General features: G+C 52.2%; 17 protein-coding genes. 1 reads left to right on the top strand and 16 read right to left on the bottom strand.

Features of this window, described 5'->3' with window-relative positions; translation table 11 throughout:
- Positions 1-35 precede the first annotated feature (35 nt).
- From pnpS to GN107_RS00310, 10 genes are all read right to left on the bottom strand, one after another.
- Positions 36-1679 (bottom strand): two-component system histidine kinase PnpS, encoded by a 1644-nt coding sequence (gene pnpS / locus GN107_RS00355; RefSeq protein WP_155286207.1) that lies wholly within the window; start codon positions 1677-1679, stop codon positions 36-38.
- Positions 1672-2367, bottom strand: coding sequence for a response regulator (locus GN107_RS00350; protein WP_155286208.1), 696 nt, complete (start codon positions 2365-2367; stop codon positions 1672-1674). Before GN107_RS00350 ends, pnpS begins: the two co-directional genes overlap by 8 nt.
- Entirely contained in the window at positions 2364-3476 is a 1113-nt protein-coding gene (locus GN107_RS00345; protein WP_155286209.1) for a PDZ domain-containing protein, read from the bottom strand. Before GN107_RS00345 ends, GN107_RS00350 begins: the two co-directional genes overlap by 4 nt.
- Positions 3477-3625: 149 nt before the next feature.
- Entirely contained in the window at positions 3626-4513 is an 888-nt protein-coding gene (gene ftsX / locus GN107_RS00340; protein ID WP_155286210.1) for a permease-like cell division protein FtsX, read from the bottom strand.
- Positions 4503-5189 carry a cell division ATP-binding protein FtsE gene (gene ftsE / locus GN107_RS00335; RefSeq protein ID WP_155286211.1) on the bottom strand — a complete coding sequence of 229 codons (687 nt, stop codon included), beginning with the start codon at positions 5187-5189 and terminating at the stop codon, positions 4503-4505. Before ftsE ends, ftsX begins: the two co-directional genes overlap by 11 nt.
- Before the next feature lie 15 nt (positions 5190-5204).
- Positions 5205-6321, bottom strand: a protein-coding gene (prfB, locus tag GN107_RS00330; protein ID WP_155286212.1) for a peptide chain release factor 2 whose coding sequence is annotated in 2 segments (ribosomal slippage) — positions 5205-6248 and positions 6250-6321 — 1116 coding nt in all. Because the reading frame shifts where the segments join, the coding sequence is not laid out codon by codon here.
- Between the two features lie 235 nt (positions 6322-6556).
- Positions 6557-8920 (bottom strand): preprotein translocase subunit SecA, encoded by a 2364-nt coding sequence (secA, locus tag GN107_RS00325; RefSeq protein ID WP_155286213.1) that lies wholly within the window; start codon positions 8918-8920, stop codon positions 6557-6559.
- Between the two features lie 214 nt (positions 8921-9134).
- On the bottom strand, positions 9135-9695 hold the full coding sequence (gene hpf / locus GN107_RS00320) for a ribosome hibernation-promoting factor, HPF/YfiA family (RefSeq protein ID WP_155286214.1): 561 nt from the start codon (positions 9693-9695) through the stop codon (positions 9135-9137).
- A 118-nt stretch (positions 9696-9813) separates the two neighbouring features.
- Positions 9814-10287, bottom strand: coding sequence for a ComF family protein (locus tag GN107_RS00315; RefSeq protein ID WP_155286215.1), 474 nt, complete (start codon positions 10285-10287; stop codon positions 9814-9816).
- 200 nt (positions 10288-10487) lie between these two features.
- Positions 10488-11777 (bottom strand): helicase-related protein, encoded by a 1290-nt coding sequence (locus tag GN107_RS00310; protein WP_196246216.1) that lies wholly within the window; start codon positions 11775-11777, stop codon positions 10488-10490.
- 31 nt (positions 11778-11808) lie between these two features.
- Between GN107_RS00310 and GN107_RS00305 the strand changes: the two genes are divergently transcribed.
- Complete coding sequence (locus GN107_RS00305) at positions 11809-12450, top strand: YigZ family protein (RefSeq protein ID WP_196246217.1); 642 nt, start codon at positions 11809-11811, stop codon at positions 12448-12450.
- A gap of 57 nt (positions 12451-12507) precedes the next feature.
- Here the strand turns inward: GN107_RS00305 and GN107_RS00300 are convergent, their stop codons facing one another.
- The 6 genes from GN107_RS00300 to GN107_RS00275 form a co-directional block, all read right to left on the bottom strand.
- Positions 12508-13638 (bottom strand): glycosyltransferase family 4 protein, encoded by a 1131-nt coding sequence (locus tag GN107_RS00300; RefSeq protein WP_155286218.1) that lies wholly within the window; start codon positions 13636-13638, stop codon positions 12508-12510.
- Between the two features lie 200 nt (positions 13639-13838).
- Entirely contained in the window at positions 13839-15404 is a 1566-nt protein-coding gene (gene rny, locus GN107_RS00295; RefSeq protein WP_155286219.1) for a ribonuclease Y, read from the bottom strand.
- Between the two features lie 276 nt (positions 15405-15680).
- On the bottom strand, positions 15681-16826 hold the full coding sequence (gene recA / locus GN107_RS00290) for a recombinase RecA (RefSeq protein WP_155286220.1): 1146 nt from the start codon (positions 16824-16826) through the stop codon (positions 15681-15683).
- Between the two features lie 93 nt (positions 16827-16919).
- On the bottom strand, positions 16920-18158 hold the full coding sequence (locus GN107_RS00285) for a competence/damage-inducible protein A (RefSeq protein ID WP_155286221.1): 1239 nt from the start codon (positions 18156-18158) through the stop codon (positions 16920-16922).
- A 102-nt stretch (positions 18159-18260) separates the two neighbouring features.
- Positions 18261-18851, bottom strand: coding sequence for a CDP-diacylglycerol--glycerol-3-phosphate 3-phosphatidyltransferase (gene pgsA / locus GN107_RS00280; RefSeq protein ID WP_155286222.1), 591 nt, complete (start codon positions 18849-18851; stop codon positions 18261-18263).
- Positions 18852-18866: 15 nt separating this feature from the next.
- Positions 18867-19784: a helix-turn-helix domain-containing protein gene (locus GN107_RS00275; RefSeq protein ID WP_155286223.1), complete on the bottom strand. Its 918-nt coding sequence runs from the start codon at positions 19782-19784 to the stop codon at positions 18867-18869.
- Between the last annotated feature and the right edge of the window lie 18 nt (positions 19785-19802).

The following is a 19802-nucleotide window of genomic DNA, read 5'->3' as shown; positions in this document are numbered from 1 at the left end:
TCAGAATACCAGCACTGTGTAACGGCGCGGCCCAATTATTGTAAAGGTTCTGTAAATGCGACCGGAATCGTTACGGTGAAGGTACTGCCGCGGCCAGGCTGACTAGTCAGCTGAATTTTACCGTTCAAATCATTGACCGCATCGGCAACAATCGCCAGTCCTAAGCCGGTACCACCGTTATTGCGACTGCGCGCCTTATCGACCCGGTAGAATCGTTCAAAAATCCGCGCCTGCTCGGCCGCGGGGATCCCGATTCCGGTATCGCGGACGATAATAGCCAACTGATTTTCTTCTCGCAAAGTGCTAACGGTAATTGCACCACCATCGCGGTTATAAAAGACGGCGTTGTCGATTAGATTATGCAGAACCTGTGTCAGCCGGGGTGCGTCGACCCGCACGTGTAATTCCCGCGGCACGATAGTCTCTACGTGAAGCTGCCGCTTCTTGATAGTGCCCGCAACGTTCTGAAGTGCCTGTTCAACCGCTTGGCGAACGCTAATGGTTTCCAAATGCCGATCCGTCCCCCCACGCTGCAAGGTGATAATGTCGTTAACCAGTTGCGTCAGCCGCGCCGCCTCTTTGGCAATAATTTGCAGAAACTGCGTCAGAACAGCCGGGTCATCCTTGGCTCCACCGAGCAATGTCTCCGCAAAGCCGCTGATTGCGGTGATTGGGGTCTTAAGTTCGTGGCTGACATTGGCAACAAAGTCCGTCTGCATTCTTTCAACACTCCGCAAATATGTTAAATCATAAAGGATGATCAGAACCTGACTACGGTTGTTGCCTACGCCAATCGGCACCACGCTGGCTTCAACTGACCGTTCAGTTTCACTAAGGTCCAATTCCCGCCGCTGCACTTTGCCCTTAAGCAGTGCCTTTTCAACCATCTTGGTCAGGTGATAATCTTTAATATCATCAACATATGGGTGCACAACGGGCTGAATGCTCTTCCCGAGCATCTGCGCCATTGCTGCGTTCGTGATTTGCACGTTACGTGCGTCATCGATCAGCATTACCCCTTGAGGTAAATTCTGCATCAGGCGGTCAAAACGCGCACGTCGCATCTGCGCATCTTGCCGCGTTGTAGTTAATTGCTGCGCCAAATCCTGGGCCGCCTGGGCGATTGGGTACAGACGTGAATGGGGCGTTAACAACAACTGCTGCGTTGGTTCATTGCGCCGAATTTGCTGAAAATTGCGGGCGATGCTCTGAATTTCAGCTCGTAAGTGCTTGCTCCGAACCCGCCACAACAACATTAGTAATACGTATAAGCCCCAGTACACGATAATTAAAAGCAACATCAGGTGCGGTGCAACGTTCCAGACCGTCTGGCGTCGCTGCGTGAGGGCGTACAAGCGCCCGTCAACGTTCATGTAGTAGACCAATTCTGGGACACCATGCGGATGAATCGTGTCGAAGGCACCCGCCTCCGGAATCTGACCATTGATTGTGTGGGTCCGCAAATCACGGGCCCGCAAGCTGTGGCCCTTCATGTCCACAACGTGCATGTGGGTCCACGCTGGGGGCCGGGTGTCACTCCGCACAATACTGGCAGTATTGCGGAGGGCTTCACGTTGGTGCACCCGTAACCCAACCACCGCGATGGCCAAAATGGCAAAAAAGCCCACTATTGCTAGCAGGCTCAATTCCCAAACGCTACGACGCTCATGTTTATGCATCGGTCGGCTCCTCCAGTTCGTATCCAAACCCCCGAACAGTCTGAATATAATCCGGGTTCTTCGGATCTTTTTCGATTTTCTCGCGCAGGTGACTGATTTGTACGTCCACCATCCGGGTTTGCCCCGCATAGTCATATCCCCAAACACGGTCCAAAAGCCGTTCCCGACTGAGAATCTGCCCCGCGTGTTCCGCTAAGTAAACGAGTAGTTCGTATTCCTTGGGGGTGAGCATCAGCCGCTCCTTACCCATCAAAATGCGGTGACTACCTGTATCAATATGCAGCTGTCCAATATTAACCACGGCGGCCTTGCGATAGCGAGTATCATCGACGCGGCGTTCAATCGCCTTTAATCTAGCAATGATCTCACGCGGTGAAAATGGCTTCGTCACGTAATCATCGGCACCAAGCTCCAAGCCGACGATTTTGTCAGTCTCGCTGTCTTTAGCCGTCAGCATGATTATGGGGGTCGCGATGTCAGCCCGGCGCAGGCGCTTGGTGACCTCCAGTCCGTCCATCCCGGGGAGCATGAGGTCCAAAATAATAAAATCGAACTTGTGCCGTAAAGCCTCGTTATACGCTGAATTACCATCCGCAGCTGTCGTAACCTGGTAATGCTCAGCTTCCAAATTGTACTTAAGTAAGGTGACGATTGACGGTTCGTCATCAACAACCAGAACTTTTTTCATTGCTCTTCCTCTGCAAAAGTAATAATTCCTAACATGTGCGGACTACCGGCAAAAATCGCCGTTTCGGCTAAGCGTAATTCGCCGTCCCGATTTTGGACCCGCAAGCGACAAAAAGTCCCCAGCTCTTGAGTCGCCGCGTATAATGCAGCAGCGGTCGGAACATCCTGCCCGTTGCACTGTAATACCGTGTCGCCGCGGTGCAAATGCATCCGGGCCGCTGGCGTCCCGTCCAGGACCGCAACCACACGGACCCCACCTGCGGCCACACCGATTGAATAGCGACCGCGACTGACAAATAATTCCAATCCGTAAGCCAAGAGTCCTAGGACCGCAACTACCAGCAAAACCAGCGTACTACTCATGCCGCTGAGCACCATGCTGCAACCTGTCGCTGCAATCAGCAAGCCAGTCACACCCTCGATCCATGCGCGCCGATGTTGAGTGTGCCGACTGTAGCCGCCCCGGTTCGTGAAACCAAAACCAAGGACTACCGGCAGCAGGGCTAAACTCCAGCCGCCCGTGATTCCCAGCACATGGCTGAACGGCAACGCCGCAAACAGCTGCCCTGGAATCGGGACCAGTAGCGGAAACAGCAATAACTGCCGCACGCTGAACGCAGCCCACTTCCTGCCGTGGCGCCGTCGCAACCGGGGCGAATTATGATAAGGCGTAAACAAGCAGGCCAGAGCATTGAGGGCACAGAGCAAGCCGACCAGCATGATTGCCGTTGCTGCGGCGTCCTTGCTGCTTACCAGTCCCAAGCTGCGCCCCCACCGTTCCTGTAGCAAAACACTGAATAGGGGCACGATACTGATTAATAATGGTGAATATGCTGGCAACAAGACGTTGACCGCCGTGACAACTGCGAAAGCCAGCACGAAGGCCGTGCTGACGCGTAAACCCAGAATGATCAACAGTGGGCCGAGCACCAAAGCGGGTACCAATCCCAATAGCAGGTACCGTGGTACTTCAACGAGTGCGCTCTGCGCGGCAAGGCGAAAATCCCGCCGTTCACGCCGCACTCGCTGGCTAGCAGCAAGCCAACTGACCACTAATCCCAGTACTGAAACAACTACAAACAATAACGCAAGCAAGCTGCTAACTGTCAAGAAGACGCCACCTCATTTCTCTCACTAGTATATCATGCAATCCAGCCAGATAGTTTGATCAGGCCGCCCCTGACGGCAATCTGTACAAGACATTTACAAAAGGAGCCACTCGCGAACGAGTGACCCCTAAGCCAAACTATCTAAATTTTCTAGACCTTGAGGAAGCGGCGCATGGAAACAACCGCACCGACCGCACCGATCACAACGCCGATTCCGGCCAAGAGCACGTCCATCCAGAACAGGAATGGCAGCTGTGGATACAAGGAATAGCCGTTACCCACTTGCGCCATGTTCATACTGTGGTAGACGAAATTGTAACCCAAATCAACGACCACCACGGGCACGACCGCGCCAAGTAACCCGGTCCACGCCCCTTCTAGGAGGAATGGCCAACGAATATACCAATTAGTCGCCCCCACCAGGCGCATAACGCCGATTTCGGCACTCCGCGAAAGGATAGTGATCCGAATCGTGTTGCTGATCAGGAAGACCGCCACGAGTAGCAGCATGATTGTGAAAGCGAGACCCCAGTTGCGAAGTGTGTTCACGTAGCGAAACAGCTTCCGCGCAGTTTTGCCACCGTAGCTCGCCTCACTGACATTCGCCAGTTTCTCGGCGTGTTTAGCAACACTCATCGTGGCGTGCGCACTACTAGTTTTAACGAGGAACACATCGTTGAGAGGATTATCGTCGCCGCGGAACATCTGCCACTGCTTACCATAACCACTAATGATTCCGTTGAGTTCCTGCGAGCGGGAACGGTACTTTACCTGCGTCACGTCTGGCAAGGACTTGAGCTGCTTCTGCAGAGTGTCTTTTTTTGCCTGGCTAACGTTTCGGTTGACCGCTACCCGCACCTGGACATCATTTTCAACCTGCTGTGAAACCCGGTTCACATTGAAAATCATCGCGAGAACGATCCCTACCAAAAGCAGGGTCACGGTCACGGCAGAAACGGCCGCCACGGTCATCCAGCCATTCCGGCGGAGACTTTTGAAACTATCACTCAAGTGGCGTTTCATTACGCTAGTCTTCAACTCCGTAGCTCCCTTCCTCTTCATCGCGAACAAACTGGCCACTGGCAACCTCAAGAACACGGTGCGGCCGGCTATCCACAACATCGCGGTTATGGGTTGCCATGATAATCGTTGTATTCTGGCGGTTAACGGCCTCCAAAATGTCCATGATGCCATCACTGGTGTCTGGATCAAGGTTCCCCGTCGGTTCATCGGCAATCAGCACACTCGGCTTGTTGGCAATTGCCCGGGCAATCGCCACCCGCTGCTGCTCACCACCGGATAATTCGCTCGGGAAGCGGCGAATCTTGTGTTCCAAACCCACTTCCTTAAGGACTTCAAGCACCCGGTCGTGAATCTCCGCGTCCTCTTTCTCAACAACTTGCATGGCATAAGCCACATTTTCGAAAACTGTCAGCCGGGGCAGAAGCTTGAAGTCTTGAAAGACGACCCCCATTTCCCGGCGCAAGTACGGGATATCCTTGTTTTTCATGGTGGCGTAATCGTAATCGTTAAACTTAATGTCACCGGTCGTCGGGGTCAGCTGGTGGTAAAGCATTTTGATGAATGTCGATTTACCAGCACCGCTCGGACCGACTACGTACACGAACTCGCCCTGCTTAATGGTCAGGTTGACGTCCGCAATTCCGGTCACACCATTTTCATACTGCTTACTAACGTTCTCCATGCTAATCATGGCAAACTCCTTTCGCTAGTCCGGATTCTTCTGTGCCAACTGCCACTGCAGGTACGCGTAGATGAAGGGGTCAAGATCACCGTCCATTACGGCCTGCCCGTTACCAGTTTCGTAATTGCTGCGGTGATCCTTGACCATCGTGTAAGGGTGGAAGACGTAAGAACGGATTTGGGAACCAAAGCCATTGTCCATCTGGTCGCCCTTGATTTCGGCTTTCTTCGCCGCCTGGGCTTCCTGTTCCCGCTGGTACAGCTTGGCCTTCAGCATGGCCAGAGCGGTCGCCTTGTTCTGAAACTGCGAGCGTTCGGCCTGACTGGAGGTCACGATTCCGGTTGGAATGTGAATGAGCCGCACGGCAGAACTAGTCTTGTTAATGTGCTGACCACCAGCCCCACTACTACGGAACACTTCCATCTTGATGTCGTCCCACGACAGGTCGATGTTGATCGAGTCGTCCAGTTCGGGCATCACGTCAACGGAGGCAAAGCTGGTGTGCCGCCGTCCCGCCGCATCAAAAGGTGAAATCCGGACAAGCCGGTGCACGCCGCGCTCACTCCGCAACAAGCCGTACGCGTTCTTGCCCTTAATAATCAGGGTGACACTCTTCAGACCGGCCTCATCCCCGGCGAGGTAATCAGCAAGCTCAACCGTAAACTTGTGCTGGTCCGCCCAGCGCTGATACATGCGTAAGAGCATGCTGCCCCAGTCCTGAGCTTCGGTACCACCAGCACCAGGATGAATTTCGAGGATGGCGTTGTTGGCGTCGTACTGCTCAGACAGCAACAGGTTGAGCTCGTACTTTTGCATCCGCGCCTGGAGCTTCTTGAGTCCGGCTTCCGTCTCCGTCTGCAGATCTGCGTCCGGAGCATCCTGGAGCAGTTCCAAAGAAACTTCAAGATTCTCGTATGCTTCTTGAAGGGAGTAAAACGAGTCGTGCTTTTCCTTCAGCTCGTTGGTGGCGTCAATTAACTCCTGGGCGCGCACGTTATCGTTCCAAAAGTCTGGTGCAGCCATTTTGGCCTCGTTGATGGCAATCTGTTCGTTTAAGCCATCGAGGTCAAAGCGACCCCCTAAACTGCTTTATTTTGTTACTGATTTCGCCCAAAGTTGAGCGAATTGCGCTTAATTCCATTGTGATCTTCCTATCTTTAATTTTTAAATCGTTTCTGTCCGTTACATTCTACCGAGGCAACATTACAATTCCGGTGCGACAAGCTCACGAAACGGTGACGCTTCTCGGCCGCAAGTAAATGTTTATTTACACAAAAGGAGGCGAGACCTGCGTCCCTCCTCCTTAATCGTCCACGGATCAACCACGCTTAGACGATAATTGTGGTCCGCATTGCACCCGTCTAAGTTTAGTTAAATTAACGGCGAATGTTTTGCCGAATCTCGGCCTTCATGAACAGCCGCGTTGTATTCTCATCGATGGTGGCAATCATCTCTTCGAACATCCGGTAACCCTCTTCTTGGTACTCAACAAGTGGGTTCATCTGGCCGTACCCACGTAGCCCAATTGACTGCCGCAACTGGTCCATAGCGTCAATGTGGTCGGTCCATAGTGAGTCAACGACCCGCAGGATGACAACCTTCTCAAATTCCAGCATCTGCTGGTCATCGTTAAGTTGCTTTGCCTTGGCATCGTAGTTGTCGTTAACGAGCTTCATCAGGACCTGCTTGATTTCGTCAACACTCTTGCCCTGAATGTCGCTGAGCTTAAACTTGTCTTCACCAACCATGTTGGCGTAAACATAATCCTGAATGGCTTCAAGATTCCAATCAGACTGTGCGCCCTGGGTGTGGTTGTCCACAACCCGGTCGATGGTACGGGACAACATTGCCATCAGCACTGGCTTCAGGGTTTCGGTTTCGTTGATAACCTGCTGGCGCTGCTTGTAAATGACTTCACGCTGTTCACGCATCACGTCATCATACTGCAGGGTCTGCTTTCGGGTATCGTAGTTGTTACCTTCAACCCGCTTTTGCGCAGATTCAACCTGGCGGCTGACCATGTGTGACTTGATCACTTGATCATCATCCGCAACCTTCAAACTCTGCAGAACCTGCTTGATCCGGTCAGAGCCAAACCGCCGCATCAAATCATCTTCGAGAGACAGGTAGAACTGGGTCAGACCCGGGTCCCCCTGCCGGCCAGAACGGCCCCGCAGTTGGTTATCGATCCGCCGGGATTCATGCCGTTCAGTACCAAGAACAGCCAACCCACCAGCCTCTTTAACGCCAGGTCCCAGCTTAATGTCGGTACCACGACCGGCCATGTTGGTCGCGATGGTAACGGCACCGCGCTGGCCCGCGTTCATAACGATTTCCGCTTCCTTGAAGTGGTTCTTAGCGTTCAGGACTGAGTGCGGAATCCCGCGCTGATCAAGTAAGTTACTGATCCGCTCACTAGATTCGATGGCAACGGTGCCGACCAGTACGGGCTGACCGCGACGGTGCCGGCGCTCGATATCCTCTGCCAGCGCATTAAACTTGCTGTCTAACGTTGGGTACAAAACATCGGGTTCGTCGATCCGGATAACCGGCCGGTTAGTAGGAATGGAGATAACCTGCATGTTGTAGATTTCGCGGAATTCATCCTGCTCCGTCTTCGCGGTCCCGGTCATCCCGGACAGCTTCTCGTACATCCGGAAGAAGTTTTGGTAGGTGATGTTAGCCATGGTCTGACTTTCATCCTGAATCTCGACGCCTTCCTTAGCTTCGATTGCCTGGTGCAGACCATCGGAGTAACGCCGGCCTTCCATTGCGCGCCCAGTAAACTGGTCAACGATGAGGACCTCACCGTCTTGCACCATGTAGTCGATATCCTTCAGCATGATGTAGTTCGCCCGTAGTGCCTGGTCCAAGTGGTGGGTCAGAGCGGTGTTTTCGGTATCGTACAGGTTCTTGAGGCCGAAGTACTTGGTGGCCTTTTCGATCCCGCTATCGGTCAAGGAAGCGGTCTTGGTTGGCCAGTCGATCTTGTAATCGATGTCCTCAGAAAGAGTCTTCACAAAACGGTCGGTCCGGATGTAAAGCCCGGTTGACTGCTGCGCACCACCAGAAATAATCAGTGGGGTCCGGGCCTCATCGATCAGGATGGAGTCAACTTCATCAACTACGGCGAAGTTCAGTGGTCGCTGAACCATTTGTTCCTTGTACACAACCATGTTATCCCGCAGGTAGTCAAACCCGAGTTCACTGTTGGTTGAGTAAGTAATGTCGCAGTTGTAAGCCGCACGCTTCTCATCACTACTCATTGAGGAGGCGTTCAAGCCAACTGACAAACCAAGCCAGTTGTACAGTTCACCCATTTCGGTAGCATCACGTTGACTTAAGTATTCGTTGACGGTAACAACATGCACACCTTTACCGCTCAGGGCGTTAAGGTACACAGGCATCGTGCAGGTCAAGGTCTTCCCTTCACCGGTCTTCATTTCGGCAATATTACCTTCGTGGAGCGTAATCCCACCAATAATTTGGACCCGGAATGGGAACAAGCCAAGCACCCGCTTAGCACCTTCCCGGGCAACCGCAAAGGCCTCCGGGAGAATGTCATCAAGTGTTTCACCGTTTGCTAATCGTTCTTTAAATGCTGGTGTTTTAGCCTGCAACTCTTCATCAGAAAGAGCCGCGTATTCATCTTCATATGATTGGACTTTATCGGCAATTTTGCCGAGACGACGTACTTCGCGATCGTCACTTTCAACCCATTTACGTAACAAGTTTGCCATGTCGTGAATCCTTCCTCGCATGCAGCGTGCACACAGTATCTGTCTGATTGTAACATTGATTGCTTTTCCTGAAAACATTCTGAAGCGACAATTAGATGACAGTTACTTAATATTTAACCGCACGCGACAAAATTTAGCAAAGTTGGTGGTGTGCCACACAACTCAAAAAGGACCGGCAAGCTGTCGGCCCTCACTATTTTTAATTATAAAGACTTTATTCGTCAGTTTCAATCAAGCCATAGCGACCATCACGCCGCTTGTAAACGATGCTGGTGCCATTGGTCTCTGCATCTTCAAAAATGAAGAAGTTGTGGCCCAACATGTCCATCTGCAAAACAGCTTCCTGTGAATCCATTGGCTTAAGTGATACACGCTTCGTCCGCACGACCTTCAAATCGGTGCTAGAGTTGTCCGCTTCGTCCTCACCGTTTGCATTTGGAACGTCGTCAGACAATACTGGGAAGCCCTTCTCACGGGACTTGCGATTGATCTTGGTCTTGAACTTCCGAATCTGCCGTTCCAGCTTGTCAGTCACCAAATCGATTGATGCGTACAAATCAGGGCTGGTTTCCTCAGCACGTAAAGTAATGTATGGCATTGGAATGGTTACTTCGACCTTAGCATCCTTGTTGGAGTAAACTTTCAAGTTAACATGTGCAATCGCCTGGGTGGCGTCTGTAAAGTACTTGTTAAGTTTGCTGATCCGTTTCTCAACATAATTGCGGATAGCCTCGGTGACTTCGATGTTCTCACCACGAACGTTGTAAGTAAGCATAATACTTCTCCCCTTTCGGCCACCATTTGTGGTGGCAGGTGCCAGGAAACATCTCTGCTTCCTTGACTTAATTATACAGAGTCGCCGCCAGCTTTACAAACGTTTTCACAAAACTTTGTTAGCGGATTAATGAGCGTGAAATTATCTCACCCTGATAGCCCGCCTTACGCAGAGCAGCAGCGGCATGGTGGAAAGTCCGGCCCGTGGTGTACAGGTCATCTAATAGACAAACCCGCTGTGCCTTAGCCATGTGCACTGGCGAGCAAACACATGAAAAGCTTTGCGGGGTGAGCATTCGTGACAACCGGTTCTTCTTGGCCTGGGGCAGCGCAGTATCCGCCTTTTGCAGCCACTGCTGGAGATCCAACGTCGCAAATATCCCGAGCACCGGATCAAAGCCCCTTCGCTGCAAGTGTTTGGGTTCACTACATAGCGGAACAAAAGTGCAATGCAAGTCAGCGAAACTAGTCACGTCTTTGATGAAACAGTGTCGCAAGTTATAATCACCAATGCCCTTGTAACGCTCAATTAAATCCTTCATCGCGGCGTTATACTCATAAATCGCGCGGTGGTTCAGAACTTCCTCCCCCATTTTCCGCCAGCGTTGACAGTCACGGCAAGGGCTGGGTCCACCGCTCCGCCCACAATCAGCACAGATATTTGTTTGATCAATTTTTTGCAAAGTAGCATTGCACTGCTGGCATAAAGCCGCCGGTTGCAGGGGCCGCAGATTCAGTAGCTCTGGCAGCGACCAACTACTGCGAAGCGGTTGGCCGCACAACTGGCAGCGCATCACGCCCGCCGCCGATTCATTTGTTTGATTTGCCGCAGAGCCCCGGCAATCGCCAGATTATAATTACGGCACAAGAAGTACACCGGATCAGCTGGATGCTCCTTAGCCCGGCCAGCACGCCCGGCCATCTGCACCAACGCGGACGTTGCAAATAAAGGCGCGTCCGCCTGCAACACGATTACCCCGCAATTGGGAAACGTCACTCCCCGCTCCAATATCGTGGTGCTTATCAGCACGTTGACTTCACCCTGTCGCAAACGCTGCACCCGCTCCTTGCGCAAAGGTTCAGCTGAGTAGACCGTTTCTGCGGTGATGTTTAGCTTAGCCAAAGCTAGCTGTAAGGGCCGGAGCTGCTCCACCGCTGGAACAAAAATAAGGGTGCGCGCACATTGCCTAATTACCCGGGAAATAATTCCCCGCGCCCGCGCAGACAGCTTCGTAACACTGGCATCAACAATCACTTGCGGCAGCGGCAAGGGAAAGCCGTGAAAACGACGGGGTAGATAACTGATTGCTAGCTGCCCACGTTTACTGCGAGCAAGTAGACTAGCGCTCGGCGTGGCGGTTAAGAAAATCCGGGCACCGCAACTCGCACTGCGCACTGCCCGTTCCAACACTGGATCTGCGGCATAAGGGAACGCATCCACCTCGTCCACAATAATCAATCCAAATGTCTTCTTGAAGCGGAGCAGCTGGTGCACAGTTGCCAGTAACAGCTGGCCGACTGCTTGGGGCCCACTGCCACCGTAGCGGACCGCTAAGGGTACATCTGCAAAGGCCGCGGCAATCCGGGGGGCGAGCTCCAAAATCACATCAATGCGCGGCGAGACGATTGCCACACGTGTTCCCGCTGCGAGCGCTTGTTCCAGCAGTGGAAAGAGCATCTCGGTCTTCCCGGCGCCCGTAACAGCCCACAACAAGCGTTCACCACCAGTCTGGTAGGTCGCAATTAGTTCATCGGCAACACTAACTTGCTGGGGTGTGAGCTGGCCATGCCAGCTCATTTGCAGTGCCGCTGGTGCATAGTGCGGCTGCGGAAACTGCCACAACATCATATCGCTGCTAATTCTGCCGAGAGCAATGCATGCACCACAGTAAACGACCCCACTTGGTAAACGCTGACTACTGGTCGGCACTACACCACCACAACGTGCGCAGATGTACTTGCCATTCACTTTGCTGATTGCAGGCACCTGCTGTGTCTGTGCTAAAATATCAGCAGTTACCCCTGCCCACTCAGCCTCACTGCTACTCAGAAGCTGACCTGCCACGGCGGCTACTTCATCCATTTTCATCACCTCAAAAGGAGAATCCGCAGAATTGACGAAATTGACCATTGCCCGTCCCACCCAAACTGAAATCGAGATCAAAAAGTCGCGTTTTATTACGCAACTGCAACGGGTCAGTAGCAACGACGCAGCTGAGGCCTTTGTTGCCGAGGTTCGTGCCACAAACCGAAAGGCAAATCATAATGTCTGGGCGGCACGCGTCGGCTGGCCAATATCGGTGGAACGAGCCAGTGATGATGGTGAACCAAGTGGTACCGCCGGGGCGCCAACCTTACGTGGGCTGACCGCCCATGATCTCAGCAACGTTGTGGCCGTGACCACCCGTTATTTTGGGGGCATCAAGCTTGGTGCTTCCGGACTGATTCGGGCATACACCAGTGCGGTTACAGCAGCAATTATCGATGCCGGCATCGTGCGCATCGAAAATCAACGCGAGCTGATCGTGGATACCGATTACTCAAGTTATGACCCCCTGATCAACCTGCTCAAGGAAGAACAGCTGCCAGTCACGAGCGCCGAGTTTACCGCCGCGGTTCGCATGCATCTTTTCCTGAACGAGACTGATACTGCGCGCGCTCAGGAACTGATCACTAGTTATACAAAGGGCAGGGCCCGCTTTACTAACGGGGCCACCCGTAACGCTGAGATCCCCGTCCCAATTCAGACAAAATAATCAAAAATCGGCCCCGCTTAGCAAAATACTAAGCGGAGCCGATTATTTTGTTCGTTTTTAGTGTTTGCTCTGTTTATCATCCGTCTTATTTTGAACCAACTCACCCTCGCGCGAGAGCTTGCGGACCGTGTGTTTGATCAAGTAAAGCATTGGTGTCCGGTTTGGCCCGAGCAGGCCGATCAGCTCGACGAAGAGTTCAAGTCCGAATACGACCCCGACCGTCAGGAGAATGTTTCCTAAAACTGAGCTCAGCGGGTACAGCAAGGCAATCATTGAGAAAATCAGCTCAATCCCATAAATCACCAGTACAGTTTGCCGATGCGTTAGCCCCATCTGCATTAACCGGTGGTGTAAATGATGTTTGTCCGCCTGAGTGATGGGCACCCGGTTCAACAAGCGCCGAATGATTGCAAATAAGGTGTCCGTTATCGGAACTCCCAGGGCGATGATCGGGATGATTAGGCTGATAAAGGTCACGTTCTTCAAACCTTGCAGCGACAAAACCGAGAGCATGAAGCCAATAAACAGTGAGCCTGTATCCCCCAAAAAGATTTTGGCCGGGTGAAAATTATGCGGCAAGAAGCCGATCAGTGCGGCGACCAAGGTAAAAATCATAATCGGGGTCCCCACCTCCGCGGTAGTGAGGAAGAAGAACCCAATGATACCCATAGTCGACAGAGAAATTATCGATACCCCGGTCGCTAACCCATCGAGACCATCAATCAGGTTGACCGCATTGGTGATCCCGACGATCCAGAGTAAGGTGATCGGTAGACTCAGCCACCCAAGTTCAAAATGGATGAAGCCTAAGTTAACTTCTGTCATGCGCACACCCGCCAGGAAGTACACCACGAGCGCGGCAATAATCAAGCCAAGCATTTTCTGTTTCGGCGTCAATTCCTTAATGTCGTCAATCATCCCCGTGATGATGACGACGGCCTCAGCACCAAAGAGTGAAAACAACATGTGCGTGTTAAATTGGGGGCGCAAAAGCACGAAGGTCGCGAAAGTGAACGCAAGAAAAATCGCCAGTCCACCCATCGTTGGCATCGGCTTTGTATTGACCCGCCGCGCATTTGGCTTGTCCACTGCCCCGAGAACAAAGGCCAAGCGCCGCACGAACGGGGTGATAACTGCTGATATGAACATCGTCACAACCAAACTGACGACGATTTTAAATAATGGCATGCTGCCGCCCTACTTTCAAAGGTTTCTATACAGAATCATACTACCCAGACCCCGAGCGTGGCAAAATTATTGCAACTTTCGGTGGCCGAACCGGCGAATCATCAGGTTTTCTTAAAATGCGCCGCTCAGTCAACTATAACAATATCTGCCGCCAAATGAAAAGGATGCGACTACTGTCACATCCTTCCCGTCATTCATGCTTATTTTGCGTATTCAACCGTGCGTGTTTCCCGGATAACGGTCACCTTAATGTGGCCTGGGTACTCCAACTCACGTTCAATTTGACTCTTGATGTCATGCGCAACGATAACCGCTTGGTCATCACTTAGTTGGTCTGGTTTGACAATGACCCGGATCTCACGTCCCGCCTGAATAGCGTAACTGTGATCCACGCCCTTAAATCCATTGGCAATACTCTCGAGTTTCTCCAAACGGTGCAGATAATTCTCAAGTGATTCGCTGCGCGCACCCGGCCGGGCCGCGGAAACCGCGTCAGCAGCCGCAACCAGTACGGCAATAATGCTTTCAGGTTCCACGTCACCGTGGTGTGACGCAATTGTGTTAATAACAACTTTTGGCTCATGGTACTTACGGGCGAGCTCAGTCCCGATTTCGACGTGAGAACCGTCGACCTCGTGATCGAGGGCTTTACCGATATCATGCATCAATCCGGCCCGCTTGGCCATCGTGATGTCCTCGCCGAGCTCAGCAGCCATGACAGCCGTGAGCTTGGCAACTTGAATCGAGTGGTCCAGAACGTTCTGACCATAACTAGTCCGGAAGTGCAACCGGCCCAGGATCTTGATCAGATCTGGACTCATGTTGTGAATGCCAAGCTCGAAAATGGCTTTTTCACCAATCTCGCGGATCTGGTCATCCATTTCCTTCCGCGCTTTGTCGACCGCCTCTTCAATGCGGGCCGGATGAATCCGGCCGTCTTGAATCAAGGTCTCCAAGGCCATCCGCGCAATTTCACGCCGAATTGGGTCAAATCCAGAGAGGACAACCGCTTCCGGTGTGTCATCAATGATAATATCAATCCCGGTCAGGGTTTCAAGACTACGAATGTTACGACCTTCACGGCCAATAATCCGGCCCTTCATGTCGTCACTAGGCAAGTTGACCACCGTAACTGTTGTCTCAGCGACAACGTCCGCGGCGGAACGCTGAATTGCGTCCGCGACCAGCTGTTTAGCCGTCTTGTCCGCGTGTTCTTTGGCTTCAGCCTGACTATCCCGAATCATCACTGCCCGCTCATGGGTGAGCTGGTCGCGTGTTTCATCAAGAATTTCGTTTTTGGCATCATCCTGGGTCAAACCCGCAACCCGTTCGAGTTCCGCTTGGGCATCAGCTGCGCTGTGCTCGAGCTTTTCCTCTTGGGTCTTGATGTTCTCTTCCCGCTGCGCCAAGGCAGCGTCCCGATCAGTCAGGCTCTGTTCTTTACGATCAAGCGTGTCATCACGCCGATCAAGAGTTTCCTCGCGGGTTTCAAGTCGGTGCTCTGACTTTGAGACTTCGCTCCGTCTCTGGTTCAGCTCATCTTCGACTTGACTGCGATACTGGTTACCCTTCTCCTTGGCCTCAATGAGGGCCTCCTTTTTCAAGGAAGCAGCCTCCTTCTTGGCCGTTTCGATAATCCCATCCGCGGTGCCAGTTGCCTGATTCAGTTTGTTTTCATGGACCTGTTTACGTGCTACATAGCCAATGATCAATCCGATTACTAAAGCGATGGCTGCGAGGATTATCGATAACAGTGTTGCTGTCACGTCTTCACCTCCGCATCATCTAAAAAAGTAAGTGTTCACTCAGATGCTTTTTAATTTTTTGTAGATTATTACAAACATTCATTTTAGACGTGGCGTGTCACCCTGTCAACAAGAAGCGCGCCATGCCCATGACTAAAGGGCTTACAGAAACGTTCTGAATCAGGCACCCATGCCTTTGTGAACAGCTTTACAAAAGTTTGTCCCGCTTGATGGCGCCTCCAAAATTTTTTTGCAATAAAAAAGCCGTTATCGCTAACGGCTTTCGAAAAGCTAAACTTATTTGCCTTCAAACAGGTCTTCAGGCTCAGCTGCAGCAGCCGGAGTATCCTTCGCTACTGCGGTGGTCTTCACATCCTTAGCATCCTTAGCGGCGCTCTTGGCGGCCTTGTCTGCTTTGTCATCAGCCTTCTTCTCAGCATCAGAAGCATCGCCGTCCATCCCGTAAGCAACCCGAACCTTGGCCCGCAATTCGTCCATGAAGTCCTGGTGCTCAGCGAGGTAAGCCTTGACGTTTTCCCGGCCTTGACCGATCCGATCGCCGTTATAGCTGTACCAAGAACCACTCTTATCGATGATGTCCTTTTCAACGGCCATATCAATGATTTCACCGGTCTGGGAAATTCCCTGGCCGTACATGATATCAACTTCAGCAACCCGGAATGGCGGTGCGACCTTGTTCTTAACGACCTTGACCTTGGTCCGGTTACCCATGACCACGCCGCCGTCCTTGATTTGTTCAGCACGCCGTACTTCAAGGCGGATCGTTGCGTAGAACTTCAGGGCCCGGCCACCAGGTGTGGTTTCAGGGTTACCAAACATGACCCCGACTTTTTCACGAATCTGGTTAATGAAAATCGCGATGGTCTTGGTCCGGTTAATGGTCCCCGACAACTTCCGCAGGGCTTGGGACATGAGCCGCGCCTGCAAACCAACGTGTGAATCCCCAATATCACCATCAATTTCAGCCCGTGGTACCAAGGCTGCAACCGAGTCGATAACAACGATGTCAACTGCACCACTGGAAACCAGCGCGTCAACAATTTCAAGCCCCTGCTCACCAGTATCTGGCTGGGAAAGTAGCAAGTCGTCAATGTTGACCCCTAAGGCAGTTGCGTACTTAGGATCCATGGCGTTTTCGGCATCAATGTAGGCCGCGGTGCCGCCCTCTTTTTGCACCTGCGCAACGGCGTGCAAAGCGAGCGTTGTTTTACCTGAACTTTCAGGCCCGTAGATTTCGATGATCCGGCCACGGGGAAAACCACCAACACCGAGTGCTTCATCGATGGCAAGTGAACCGCTTGAAACCGTTGAAACCTGGGTATCAACCTTGTCGCCCATCCGCATGATGGAACCTTTACCGAAATTCTTTTCAATCTTCTTCAGCGCGTTATCTAGCGCTGCCTTACGTTCGTCTTTAGCCACTGGCTGGCCTCCTATACTCACTTGATCTTAGTTCCATCATACTGATTGCAGATTCTAATTGCAAGCAAAAATCGAACAAATGTTCCTAGCTAATTACTTCGTTTTCGCGAGCTGTTTTAGCAGCATCATCAGCCCACTTTTGACTGCCCGCACCCGAACTTCATTCCGCTTGCCGGACAAGTGGAACTCCCGTGCAGAGGTCCCTTGTGGCCCGCTAATGCCGATCCACACCGTTCCGGCTGGATTGCCCTCTAACTCATCCGGACCGGCCACACCGGTGAAACCAAGGCCGTAGTCGCTGTTCATGATGCGCCGACTACCAGCAGCCATGTTCTTAGCCGTCTCTTCGCTGACCACACCGTACTTGGCGATACTGGCTGGGTCAATCCCCAGCAGCTGCTCCTTAGCGCTTGCCGCATAGGTAACAAAACCACCAGCAAAAACCTTGGACGCGCCCGCAACACTGCCAATTGCGGCTTGGAAGGCACCAGCAGTTAAACTCTCGGCAGCACTCACGGTCGCGTTCTGAGCGGCCAACGCGTGCACCACCGTCTCCGCAAGCGTCACCTGCTCACCAGTTGCGTAATAATACTCGCCGATCCGTGCTTGAATCCGGGTCGTGAGCTCGTCAAGGCTTGCAGCTGCAGCCGCCTTGGTCGCACTGCGGGCGGTCAGCCGTAACGTCACCTCGTAGTCCTTAATGTACGGGGCAACGGTGGGATTAGTTTGCTGATCGATAATATCGCCGATTGCGGTGACCAGTGCGGACTCACCCAAGCCGAAATAGCGGAGCGTGCGACTGACCAAATACTCGTCCTGTCCTTTCGCCAAACGGGGAATCAGTTCACGGTCAACCATCAGCGTGAATTCGCGCGGTGGACCAGGCAAAAGTACATAGCTGTGCGCACCCTGCTTAAGCAGCGCACCCACGGCAAGCCCATTGTGATTAGTCAGCGGAGTTGCTCCAGCTGGTAACTGTGCCTGCGCAAGGTTATTCGGTGTTAGTTCGTGCTGCCGCCGCCGGGCAAGTTCATGCAGCTTCTCAAGGTGGGCCTCATCAACGACCAAATCTAGCTGTAGGTGTTTGGCGAGGACCTGCTTACTTAAATCATCTTTGGTCGGACCTAAGCCGCCCATGACAATAATCATGTCACTGCGGCCTTCAGCAACACTGATGGCTTCGTCTAAGCGTTCAGGATTATCCCCAACAACCTGCTGATAATAACTCTCCACCCCGATTCTGCTCAACTCGCGGGCGAGATACGCACCATTTGTGTTAACGATCTCCCCGAGTAACATTTCCGTTCCAACAGCTATTAATTCCGCATTCATCGCCTAATTGTCCCTTCGTTCGCTAATATTTTTTTGTTAACGGTTTCCCTTTTACCACTAACAAAGGGCCGCGACAACTGTCACGACCCTTAATCGTATGAATTATTTTTTTGTACCGAAGCTATCTGCAAACACACCGCGGTTCTTGTAGAAGTATTCCGTTCCTGAGTAGACCGTGAAGAAAACGGCCAGATAGAACAGAATCAGCGCAAACGGGAAGTGAACACTTGCAAAACCGGCGTTATTGACGAGCAGGAAGATGATCGAAAACATCTGGCAGGTCGTCTTGATCTTGCCAGGCATTGCGGCGGCAAGCACTTCACCACCGTTAGCAAGCAGTAGGCGCAAGCCGGTAACGGCCAGTTCCCGCCAAACAATGATTGCCACACCCCATGCAGGGACCTGCTTGTTAACCGCGAGGAAAATGAACGCGGTGATCACCAGCAGCTTGTCGGCGAGGGGGTCGGCAAACTTACCAAAATTGGTCACGAGGTGCTGGCTACGCGCGATGTGCCCGTCCGCAAAGTCGGTCAGGGAGGCAACGATGAAGATGATCACCGCAACGAGCTGCGCGGTCGCAACTTGGGTTCCCAGAATCATGACGGACCCGGCTGGCCAGCCCAATGCTAATACAATCGTGAAGATGGGAATCAAAATCATCCGCATCAAGGTTAATTTGTTTGGTAAATTCAAAATCCTGTCCCCTAACTATTCAATTGTGAACGTGAGCGTCCGGACTAAGCTAGTTGAGTCGCCCAGGTCAACCTTCTTGTTGTTGATCTTGAACGCACTAACGGTCGCGTTACCGCTCTTGACAACGACGGTCTTAGCACCAGTAGGAATCGTGACAGACTGCTTGGCACCCGCGTTAAGCGTCCCTTGCCAACTAGTTGTTCCGTCAATCGTAACGCTCGTCCAGGCAGCAGCAGTTGTGGTGCTGATCTGAATTTTGTTACCGGTGCTGGGCAGATTCTTCACGGTAAAGGTCTGACTGTTAGCAGCAACATCAGTTGGCTTGGAAACACGCAAGCCCTTGCTCTTGCTACTCTTCTTGCTGCTCTTCTTAGCCTTCGTACTAGAAGAACTGCTAGAAGCCTTTTTGCTGGAGGACTGGGTCTTACTTGCTGATGATTTAGTCTTCTTATTGGACTTTTCAACGCTGACACTGGAGCTGTCGACCGGAATGCTTGGCTTGCTGTCCTTCCGCTGCTGCGTGATGGTCAGTGTGTAAACCACTACTAGAAGGATGATAACGAAAATTGCGATTCCGATTTGGGGCAGATAGTGCCGGAAACGGTTCTTCCGGGCCTGTTCCACTGCGGGCGTTACTCGCGTTTGCTTAGTCTCGCCGTTGCCGGCCTCTTCTTCATCCGTTGGGACTACAGGCTTAACGGTCGGAATATCTTGCTGGTATTCCTCCATCAGTTCATCTGTGTTGATGCCCACAACGCTCGCGTACTGCTTAATAAAGGCACGTACATAAAAGTCACCGGGAAGGGCATCAAAATTACCCTCCTCGATTGCAATTAGATACCGTTTCTGAATCTTAGTGATCTGTTGCAAATCGTCAATTGTGTACCCTTTTTCAAGGCGCGCATCACGAAGTTTCTGGCCGATTTCATCCATGATTATTTATCCTCACCC

Source organism: Lacticaseibacillus zhaodongensis (assembly GCF_009687905.1).
Taxonomy (GTDB): domain Bacteria; phylum Bacillota; class Bacilli; order Lactobacillales; family Lactobacillaceae; genus Lacticaseibacillus; species Lacticaseibacillus zhaodongensis.
This window is presented reverse-complemented; position numbering and strand designations above follow the sequence as displayed.